This is a genomic window from Streptomyces sp. NPDC058051 (assembly GCF_042885475.1).
Taxonomy (GTDB): domain Bacteria; phylum Actinomycetota; class Actinomycetes; order Streptomycetales; family Streptomycetaceae; genus Streptomyces.
In genome coordinates this window covers 1-9669 of the sequence record NZ_JBHVRW010000056.1, presented here as the reverse complement: position 1 = coordinate 9669, position 9669 = coordinate 1, and the positions used below count along the sequence as shown (strand labels likewise).

Sequence of the window (9669 nt, the reverse complement as noted above, 5' to 3'; positions counted from 1 at the left end):
CTTGCCCGGATCATGCACCGCCCGCGGCTTGCGCCACGGCGCCAACGCCGTCGATATCGCGGTGTCCAGGCCCAACTTGCGGACACTCTCGACCAGCAGCACCGCCCCGGCCTGCGAGACCGCCCCGCTGCCACCGCCCTCGACGCGGACACGCGGGTACAACCCGATACGCTTACTCACCTGGAGAGTGCTTCTTCCCGTGCAGCCAAAAGGACCCTAGACAAGTCCCATCGTTGCAGGCCAGGAGCACCCTCCGCTTATTTGATCAAGCATCGGACAACCCACCTCGCGAAAGCCCGAGGTTAGGAACCGGAAGGGCATCCTGGCTGGCACCGGTTGGCGCGACGGCCTTTTCAGTTCTTACAGATGCGGTGGGCCTCGGCAACGAGTCTCCGAGACAGCTTCGGACCTGCACATGCGTAGTCGATCAGCAGGTTCCGGTAGCTGGTGTTCGCGAGCTCCGGCGCCAGGGCGATCAGGGCACTCAGGTCGTCGGACGAGCCGGAAAGGCGCGTACGGTAGGCGGCGCCCGCCGCGCGTAGGGAGACTTCGTGAGGTTCGTATTCCAGGCTCTGTTCGACGAGGCTCGCGGCTGCGGCGAAGTCGCCCTGCTCGGCACGCACGTCCGCTAGGTCCAGGTAGAGGGACCAGTTGGCGGAGTCGATGAGCAGGGCGCATTCGAAGGCCGCAGCAGTCTGATCCAGGTCGCCCATCACGCGCCAGGTGGTCGCTCGTGCGACTGCGGTCCACATGACCTGATCGACGGCATCGGCGCGGTCGCACAGAGCGAAGGACAGTTCGTACCGGCCGCAGGCCCGCGGCAGCCGGGCCATGGCGGCCAGCGACTCCGGCACGGGATTCCGTTCGGACACCACGTCGAGGGCATGAAACCAGGGCGCGAACCGCTCCCGCATCTCGTCGGTGTCCAGGTCGTGGCCGTAGTCCAACGTCCGCAGACACGCCTCGGCCAGCGCCGCAGCACTCACCGCGCTGAGAAAACGTGCATCGCCGAACCAGGGTGCAGCGCCCCATGCCACGTTGGGCCGCACACCCGTGACCGAACCAAGGGCCGTCACCGCGTCGTCCATGTCCCCTTCCAGGAACAAGAAATACGCTTGCGCCAACACAGCGCTCAAGGAGCCGTCCTCTTCGAGGCTCTCCTTCAGTTCCGAGCGTCGGTCCTGCCACAACTCGGCGAGGGCCGCATAGGGCTCCGGAGCCGCCGGTGCCGCGGCTATTGCCCCCACCAGAAGCTCCACGGCGCCCACCGGACTTCCGCCGCAGTGCGCCATCACACCAGCGAGACTGACTCCCGCCGCCACTGACTGATTCGACATCGCCAGAGAATACCCGTGGCCAAAGGTTCCTGTGAGCACCGCCCACAGGAACCTTGCACCACACCTGTTGCGCTGGATAGCGTGCCATCAGAGCGGCATTGAACTGCAAGAACCCCTGTGAGCAGCCGTGTCAGCGCACTCCGAGCCCCGGAGAATGGTCAAGGAAGAGCGCACTTACAAACAGACAGTGGAGCTCCTTGGGATGGCCCGCCGCTCGGGCCGCATCCGGTGGGAAGCTTTGCGCGACGACACCGAAATCCGCGCCGAACCCATCGCCTACGACGGGCCCGACGACTTCAGGGCCGGGCTGCGCCAGGTGGCGTTGGACTATTGCCTGGACGGGCAAGCCGGCCAGCCGGTGCGGCTTGAGATCGTCTGCGAGACAGCCGGGATGGTTCCCCAGTTTGTCGCCGTCTCCGACCCGTACGGCGTGTCTGTGTATTCGGGCAGCGGATTCAACGGGCTGCCGATGAAACGGGTGCAGCGCTGTGCGTGGCTGCTGACGGACACCGCGCGGTGAGGGTTTTCGTCGTTTCCGACTGGGACCAGAGCGGGGTCCACCTGTTCTCCGCGCTGGCCAAGGACGTCACCGCGTTCGCTGCCGTGGACGCCCCGGGAACGGGCGTCGTCTTCGAGCGCCTGGCGGTGACCGAGCAGTAGATCGCCGACTACAGGCTGTCCACCGCCCCGCCGAAGGTCAGTGATCACCGCTCGTTCAGCGGCACCTCCACCACCCAGGCCGAGGCCCTGCCGTCCGACGCCTTCGCCGCCGTGCTCAAGGCCGCGATCACCTCCCACCGAGACGCGCGCGTCCTGGCGGCACTCCTTGAGCGTGAGGAAGACGAACGCCGCCGTCTCCTTCAGTACCTCGGATACGACCCTGACGCCGGCTGAACCGGTGCGCGAACCGGGCCCTGTGCGTCGCTCGTTGGGGCCGGGTGTCTGCGAACGTTCCCGCCCGTCCCATGGCCTTGATGCACTGGACTGTCGGAGCAGGGCAAAGCAGGGCAAAGTAGGGGAGCGGGACGTTGGCCGGGTACAGCAGGGGTCACACCGGGCGAGTGACGGACTCCGAGGACTTCGAATAGGTGGTGTGGCGCCTTGAGGTCCAAGACCCCCAGCGCCTCGCGGGCGAAGATCCGGACCTGGACGAGCGCACCCAGGAGACAATGACGGAGCTGGCCGCCTCGCTCGGCTGCGTGTACGAACTCTGCGTCTACTACGACTCCTACGACGACGAAACGCCCTACTAAGCCTGGTGGGTCTGCCTGCCCGCAGCCGAAGCGCTGAAACAGGCGAGGGCGTCGAGTCGCGGAGGTTTCGTGGATGTCGCCTGGGGGTGGGGTGCCCGTGTTTAGCATGAGCTGAGTTCTGCATGAGGCAGCGGGAGGCTTGATGTGCGGGGGAATCGCTCTCTGGGGCATCGGGTTCGCGGTCGCCGGCTTAATGGGGGGTAAAACCGCCGGGAACCTGTACATATGGGGTTCGCTAATTGTTGGTGGTCTGGTGCTCTGGATGAAGCACGAGCCCGAACGGAAGGCGCGGGCGCAGGAGGTCGAGAGCAATGAGCGAGCCGCGGTCAACGCCGAGGTAGCACGCTGGAAGCAGGAAAGTCGTAAGCAGCAGAAACAACCTGCCGCGTTCCTGCCCACCCCGGCGACCGTCGAACCTCTGGATTCCGGCATGGCGCGCATCAACCTCGCCGAGATCGCCCTACCCTCCCAGACCACGTTGGAGCTAGCCGACCCCGAGCAGGCCCGCCAGCTGTGCGCCGACGTGGTGGCCGGCCTCGTCCGTTCCATTGCAGGGGAAGCTGAGTCCCATGCCGCTGCGCTGCGTCCCCTGGCGGCGGCCGGCTGCTGTGCCGGGCGCTACCGGACCAGGGGTCGCCAAGGCTGGGGCCCGATCCAGCAGGGCTGGCGGCTGACTCCCAAAACGGAGGAAGCGGTCTACCGGGCTGTCGCCTGGGCGGAGGCCCGGAACGCGCTGCTGTCCCCTCTGCACCATCAGGTCGAGGCCGCGATACGTCCCATACTCACGCGCGGCAGCACACTCCAGCGTTGGCGGGACGACGATGACACCGCGTACGAACCGTCCGGCACCCCGGTGCGAGCGGCCGGGGAGTGGGGGGAGTTCCTGCAGTGCCTGGTGGAAGACCTGGCCGCCGTGGCCCGCAGATTGCACGCCCTCCCGTCGTACGAGCCGCCGCCGGGGCTGTCTCCCCCTCGGGTCGCCCGGCTCAGGGAGGACACGGTCGCGGAAGCGGTCGAAGACCGGATCTTCGAGTACGTCGAGAAGCAATCCCGCCGATTCCTGGCGACGCCGCCTCACGGCTTCTCGATGGCCGTGCCAACCTGGGACGCGGGTGCCCGTCTGCTAACAGACTTCCTCACGGCCGACGTCCTCCAACGGTTCGAACGGACGACCGTGGGGTTCCAAGCGGTGAGCCGGTGGGACGACACTTCGGCCGCTCCCGTAGTTCGCTCCCGAATGCACCGGATATTTGTGACATTTGCCTTGAATTATATGGTGGAGGTACTGAATTCCATGCCCGAATACGCCGACCACTCCGGTGAGAACACTCAGAAGAACGGCATCACCATTCAGGCCGGAGTCGTACAGATCGCGAACACGCTGAACGTCATCGGATCGAATGTGGCTGCAGTGATGCAGCGCGGGGACACCGAGTCCGCGGAGGCCGTCAACGCCCTGAGCGCGGCGGTCCAGGCCGACCAGAACCTTGATCCCCAGAGCCGCGCCGAGCAGTTGGAGAACGTCGCCGACGTTGCAGCGGCGGTGGCCGATCCAGATGCGGACGGCAGTCGGCGTCGTGGCCGGAACGCACTGGCCGCGATCACGGCCGCGGCGGGTGCATCGTCACAGATCACCCAGGCGATCGAACAATGGCAGCACATCTTCGCCTCGCTGCGCTAAAGCGTGTTGAGGCCAGACCAACGGTCGAACGCTTCAAGTACGGTCATGATTCCCTTTTCTCAGCTCATGCACACGCCGGGAACTATTTGGCGTGACGGGGACCATGCTGAAGGTGCCATCCGGCGCAGGGCGTTGGTGCCGACGTTCTCCTCGATGCGGGCTACGCGGCGGGTACCGCCCGCCGACGACACCGACCTCCTCGCCCAGATCACCGCAGAGTGCGTCCAGCTGCGCCGCCAGTGGTGAGGGCCTGAACGGCATCAATGACTCCGGCCATGAGTTCCAAAGCGCGCGGTCATCCCCAGTCGCGCAGGTCCCGTTTTAGCCTCGCCGTTTCGGTTGAGATGAGGCCGGAAGCGGGGAAGAAATACGAAAGTGCCTTCTGGGCTGGGACGATGAACCTTGTCGAGGGGTTCTGTCGGTCCAAGCGGAAGGCACTTTCTGCGTGCAGGGTATCGGTTCTCGTCCCAAGCTCCACGTCTCCACTGACGGTTCGGGGGTGGTCGGGCACGCGGGCGCACGTTTGCTGGCGGATCTTGCCGATGTCACCGGTCTGACCACCGCCTACTCCACTGCGCTCAGGCCGCTGCGACCGCGTGGCACCGGGCACGATCCAGGTCGGACCGCCACCGATCTCGCGGTGATGCTCGCCGACGGCGGTGAGGCGATAGCGGATCTGGCCGCGCTGCGGGACCAGGGCGAGGTATTCGGACCGGTCGCCTCCACGCCCACCGCCTGGCGGTTGCTCGCCGACACCGACGGGGCAGTACTCGCTTCGCTGCGAGCGGCCCGCGCCTCAGCCCGGGAAGTCGCCTGGATGCAGGCCGCCGAGACCGGCCGGGGCATACCCGCCGTCCAGGCCGGCGGACGAGAACTTCCCGGCCTGGTCCTGGACCTCGACGCCACGCTGATCACCTCCCACTCGGAAAAGGAACAGGCCGCGCCCACTTACAAAGGCGGCTTCGGCTTTCATCCGCTGCTGTGTTTCCTCGCGAACACCGGCGAGGCCATGTCCGGCCGGCTGCGGCCCGGCAACTCCGGAGCCAACACCGCCGCCGATCACATCGCGGTGCTGGACGACGCCCTCGCACAGATCCCCGACGCTCATCGGTACGGCACTCAGATCCTGGTCCGCGCCGACAGCGCCGGGTCCGCGAAAGCCTTCCTCACCCACATCCGGACCTTGCGCGAGCACGGGTTGAACCTGCGGTTCTCGGTCGGATACGCGGTCACCGAGCCAGTCCGTCGTGCAATCCGCTCACTGCCCGAAGCTCTCTGGCATCCTGCCCTGGACCAGAACGGGACACTGCGAGACGGCGCCGAGGTCGCCGAACTGACCGGCATGGTCGACCTCGCCGGTTACCCGGTCGGCACCCGCATCACCGTGCGGCGCGAACGACCGCACCCCGGCGCCCAACTGTCCCTGTTCGATCACGATGAGGGCCTGCGGCACCAGGTATTCCTTACCGATACCCCTTACTCCGGCGGCGGTTCCGCACAGTTCCTTGAGGTCCGACACCGCGGACACGCCACCGTCGAGGACCACATCCGGTGCGGCAAGAACACTGGCTTCGGCCGCTTCCCCTCCCGCCATTTCGACGTCAACGCCACCTGGCTTGAACTCAGCCTCACGGCGATCGATCTCCTCGCCTGGGCCCGCGTCCTCCTGCTGGATGGCGAACTCGCCGCCGCCGAACCCAAGAAACTTCGCTACCGGCTGCTACACGTTGCCGCCCGCTTCACCCGTGGTGGACGGCGCCTCCGCCTGCGAATCTCGGCGACCTGGCCCTGGAGACACGAACTGGCGACGGCTTTCAACCGCCTTGCCGCACTGCTCCGACCAGTTGACTGACCTGCGGCCCCCCGCCCACCCACGATCCGAAGGACCCGGAGGACCTGACCATTGCGCCGGGACTCCACCATGCCCAGGCAACAGAATCGCCTCGACCACCCAACAGTTGATGACCAACGCAGCCGCCTCAGCCCAACCGAAACGGCGAGGCTAGTGCCGTATCAGCCAACGTTCGCCCTGTAGTGCCTCAGATCGCGGATGGCACGTGTCTCGGCGAACGCGACGTCGGAAATCCGCCAGCATGCTCGCGGTCGGTCGGGTGAGAATCCGCTCGTGATCGCTGAAGCGCAGGGAATCCGTATCCGGCACCTCGGGTATGAACCGCAGGTCCATCCCACCGCCTACGTCGCCCCGACGGCCACGCTCGTCGGTGATGTCCGCGTGGGGCCGAGGGCACGGGTGATGTACGGTGCGGTGCTCGATGCCGAGGGGTCTCGGATCGAGGTCGGGGAGGCGGCGGTGATCTGCGAGAACGCGGTGTTGCGCGGGTCTGCGGTCGCCGGCGATCAGCCGGTGCTTGTCGCCGATCACGTCTTCGTGGGGCCGCATGCCACGCTTCTGGGCTGCGAGGTCGGCAGGTGCGTCTATGTGGCGACCGCGGCGACGGTCCTGCAGTGCGCACGGTTGGGGGCCGGCTCGGTTGTCGCTGTCGGCGCGCTCGTCCATGCTCGCACCGTTTTGCCGGACGAGTACTTCGTGCCGCCGCACACCGTGGCGCTTGACGCGCCGGTGCAGCTGCTGGCCCCTGGTGATCCGGGCCTGGCCGAGGCCGTCAGGCGGGTGGGCTTCGCGCAGGTGGCGTTCGGCGTCGACGCGGAGTGGACCGACCGGATCAGCCGGTACGAGCACATCGCGGAGGTGCGCGTCGCCGAGTTCGGCACGCACGCGGACGATGAGGTTCTGAATCCCGGCTAGCGCTGCATCAGCCGCCCTTGTGCTGTGGCGAGGTGACGCGTCGTCCGGATACCACACGGGCGCGAGCGTCCGGCAAGCTGTGCCGATGGCAGAGCGAGTGCGGGTCCGTGAAATCGATGACGACGAGGGCAGGCGGCTGCTGCGGATCATCCGTAGGGGTACCGGGTCGGTGGTGACCTGGCGCCGGGCGCAGATGGTGCTGTTATCCGTGCAGGGCATTCCCGTGGCGAAGATCGCCGAGGTGACGTTCACCAGCGCGGACCGGGTCCGGGATATGATCCATAACTTCAACGCTGACGGCTTCGACTCGCTCTATCCGAAGTACGCGGGCGGACGGCCGAGGACCTTTACCCTGCCTGAGCGCCGGGAGATCAAGAAGATCGCCAAGTCCAAGCCGGCCGAGCACGGCCTGCTGTTTTCGACCTGGAGCCTGGCCAAGCTGGCCGACTTCCTGGTCGCCGAGGGGGTGGTCGACGACATCAGCCACGAGGGCCTGCGGGTTCTGCTCCGCGAGGAGGGCGTCTCGTTTCAACGCGTAAAGACCTGGAAGGCCTCCCACGATCCGGACTACGCCGCCAAGAAGGCCCGCGTCGAGCACCTATACGCCATCGCCGACGGCGAGGTCATACCCGAGGACGGCGAGCCGGAGGTGGTGTTCTGCCTGGACGAGTTCGGCCCGCTGAACCTGCAACCGTACCCGGGCCGGCAGTGGGCCGAACGCGGCGGCAGGCACAATGACCCCGACCGTGAACCACGCCGTAGGCGGCGGGCGACCTACAACCGCCCACACGGGGTGCGGCACCTGTTCGCCGCCTACGACCTGGCCAAGGACAAGCTCTACGGCCACATCAAGAAGACCAAGAACCGATCGAAGTTCCTGGAATTCTGCCGCTACCTGCGCACCCTCTACCCGCCGACAGTCCGCCTGGTCGTGACGACCACAGACCCGGCCACCCTGCCCGCACAAGCCACCTGGTACCTGGCCACCGATCTGCCCCGCCCTGGCGGCCCACGTGAGGCCGACAGCCCCGAACCCGCCGCTGACCTGCACGAAGTCGTCCGGATCTACGGCATCCAGCACTGGATCGAGCAAAGCTACAAGCAGGTCAAGGACGAACTCGGCTGGGCCGACTTCCAGGTCCGCTCCGACACCGCCATCCGCCGCCACCAGACCCTGGTCACCTGCGCCTTCTCGTTCTGCTGGGACACCTGGTTCACTCAACCGCCAGACGGGGAACTCGCCCATGTCCCCACGGTCCCGCCGGCCGCAACTCCGGCGGGACCGACTGAGAGGGGCCGAGACAGACCCCACCAGCGCCAAACGGCCAGCTGGCCCAAGGCGATCCGCGCCGTCCGGGGCCTGGCTCGACCCCTGGACCACGCTCCAACGCTGCTGGCGAGCCTGGACAAACGCACCCCCGCCACCCGAACTCCAAGCCTTGATCAAAGCCGTCGGCGCAGGCCACCCACTCGATCTCTACTCCCGGGCTAACAAACCACCGCTAGGACCTGTCTGATAATTGATCTTGTGGTGGGTCGTGGAGAGTTGACGGATGCGGCGTGGGAGCGGATAGCTCCGCTGCTGCCGGGAGTTGACGGGCGGGGTCGTCCGTGGCGGGATCACCGGCAGGTGATCAACGGGGTGTTGTGGCGGTTGCGGACGGGTGCTCCGTGGCGTGACCTCCCGGATCGCTTCGGGCCGTGGCAGACGGCCTATGAGCGGTTCGCCCGCTGGGAGGCGGACGGGACCTGGGCCCGTCTGCTCGAGGAGGTCCAGGTCCGCGACGACTCGGTCGGAGCGGTGGAGTGGACCGTGTCGGTCGACTCCACGGTCAACCGTGCTCACCAGCACGCCGCCGGTGCCGGCAAGAAGGGGCACCGGCGGGGGGCGAACTGGGCGATTCGCAACGCGCGGCGGCTGGCCAGGCGCTCGGCCGGTCCCGCGGCGGGCTGACCACCAAGGTCCACCTCGCCTGCGACGGCCGGGGCCTGCCTCTGGCTGTCCTCGTCACGCCGGGCAACGTCAACGACTCCACTGCCTTCGACGCGGTCCTGAACGCACTGCGAATACCCCGGACCGGCGTCGGGCGGCCGCGCCGCAGGCCCGACGCGGTCATCGCCGACAAGGCGTATTCGTCACGGGCGATCCGCCAGACCCTGCGGCGCCGGGGTATCCGGGCGGTAATCCCGGAGAGGGCCGACCAGAAGGCCAACCGCGTGCGGCGCGGTCGGGCCGGCGGCAGGCCGCCGGCCTTCGACCGCGAGCTCTACAAGACCCGCAACGTTGTCGAACGCTGCTTCAACCGGCTCAAGGTGCGACACGAAGTCGCACACGTTAAGTGGGAAAGCCAAGAAGGAGGAATGAATGTGCTGACCCCGGATTAGTGTCCGCAATCCGTTCCCGCGCTCACATGCGTCGCCGGTAACAGCGGGGTGTGAAGCTGAGCGTTCAAGCCCAAGGGTTCCCTGGCCATCGGGGAACGACAGGCGAGGGAAAGGCTGGACGGGTGAACCGTGTGAACCCCCATTGATGTCTCGTAAGAGCTCATAACACGATCTTGCTGAAACGTCCTGGTGGGCCGTAACCGGTGTGATGATTCGGCCGTTCGAGAAGGTGTGGGTACTCGACCG

At 66.9% G+C, this 9669-nt stretch carries 8 protein-coding genes and 2 pseudogenes; 8 read left to right on the top strand and 2 right to left on the bottom strand.

Annotated elements, in window-relative coordinates; translation table 11 throughout:
• A pseudogene (locus tag ACFVUT_RS37440) lies at positions 1-180 on the bottom strand (IS1380 family transposase); the annotation flags it as partial.
• A 173-nt stretch (positions 181-353) separates the two neighbouring features.
• Positions 354-1337: a tetratricopeptide repeat protein gene (locus ACFVUT_RS37435; RefSeq protein WP_389661096.1), complete on the bottom strand. Its 984-nt coding sequence runs from the start codon at positions 1335-1337 to the stop codon at positions 354-356.
• A 154-nt stretch (positions 1338-1491) separates the two neighbouring features.
• Here ACFVUT_RS37435 and ACFVUT_RS37430 point away from each other — a divergent pair, with 154 nt between their 5' ends.
• The 8 genes and pseudogenes from ACFVUT_RS37430 to ACFVUT_RS37395 all read left to right on the top strand — a co-directional run.
• Entirely contained in the window at positions 1492-1857 is a 366-nt protein-coding gene (locus ACFVUT_RS37430; RefSeq protein WP_389661098.1) for a hypothetical protein, read from the top strand.
• Positions 1854-1997 (top strand): hypothetical protein, encoded by a 144-nt coding sequence (locus ACFVUT_RS37425; RefSeq protein ID WP_389661100.1) that lies wholly within the window; start codon positions 1854-1856, stop codon positions 1995-1997. The genes ACFVUT_RS37430 and ACFVUT_RS37425 overlap by 4 nt, the downstream gene beginning before the upstream one ends.
• Positions 1998-2425: 428 nt before the next feature.
• Entirely contained in the window at positions 2426-2590 is a 165-nt protein-coding gene (locus tag ACFVUT_RS37420; protein WP_389661102.1) for a hypothetical protein, read from the top strand.
• A 262-nt stretch (positions 2591-2852) separates the two neighbouring features.
• Positions 2853-4271 carry a hypothetical protein gene (locus ACFVUT_RS37415; protein ID WP_389661104.1) on the top strand — a complete coding sequence of 473 codons (1419 nt, stop codon included), beginning with the start codon at positions 2853-2855 and terminating at the stop codon, positions 4269-4271.
• A gap of 415 nt (positions 4272-4686) precedes the next feature.
• Positions 4687-6123, top strand: coding sequence for an IS1380 family transposase (locus tag ACFVUT_RS37410; protein WP_389661110.1), 1437 nt, complete (start codon positions 4687-4689; stop codon positions 6121-6123).
• Positions 6124-6396: 273 nt separating this feature from the next.
• A complete protein-coding gene (locus tag ACFVUT_RS37405; protein WP_389661106.1) occupies positions 6397-7038 on the top strand; it encodes a gamma carbonic anhydrase family protein in 642 nt (213 codons plus the stop codon).
• A gap of 85 nt (positions 7039-7123) precedes the next feature.
• Complete coding sequence (locus tag ACFVUT_RS37400) at positions 7124-8530, top strand: IS630 family transposase (protein ID WP_389661108.1); 1407 nt, start codon at positions 7124-7126, stop codon at positions 8528-8530.
• Positions 8531-8566: 36 nt separating this feature from the next.
• Positions 8567-9369, top strand: a pseudogene (locus tag ACFVUT_RS37395) (IS5 family transposase); the annotation flags it as partial.
• Between the last annotated feature and the right edge of the window lie 300 nt (positions 9370-9669).

Excerpts from the sequence above, each read along its gene's own strand:
- ACFVUT_RS37415 (WP_389661104.1), top strand. The coding sequence starts at position 2,853 with ATGAAGCACGAGCCCGAACGGAAGGCGCGGGCGCAGGAGGTCGAGAGC.
- ACFVUT_RS37400 (WP_389661108.1), top strand. The coding sequence starts at position 7,124 with ATGGCAGAGCGAGTGCGGGTCCGTGAAATCGATGACGACGAGGGCAGG.
- ACFVUT_RS37435 (WP_389661096.1), bottom strand. The coding sequence starts at position 1,337 with ATGTCGAATCAGTCAGTGGCGGCGGGAGTCAGTCTCGCTGGTGTGATG.
- ACFVUT_RS37430 (WP_389661098.1), top strand. The coding sequence starts at position 1,492 with ATGGTCAAGGAAGAGCGCACTTACAAACAGACAGTGGAGCTCCTTGGG.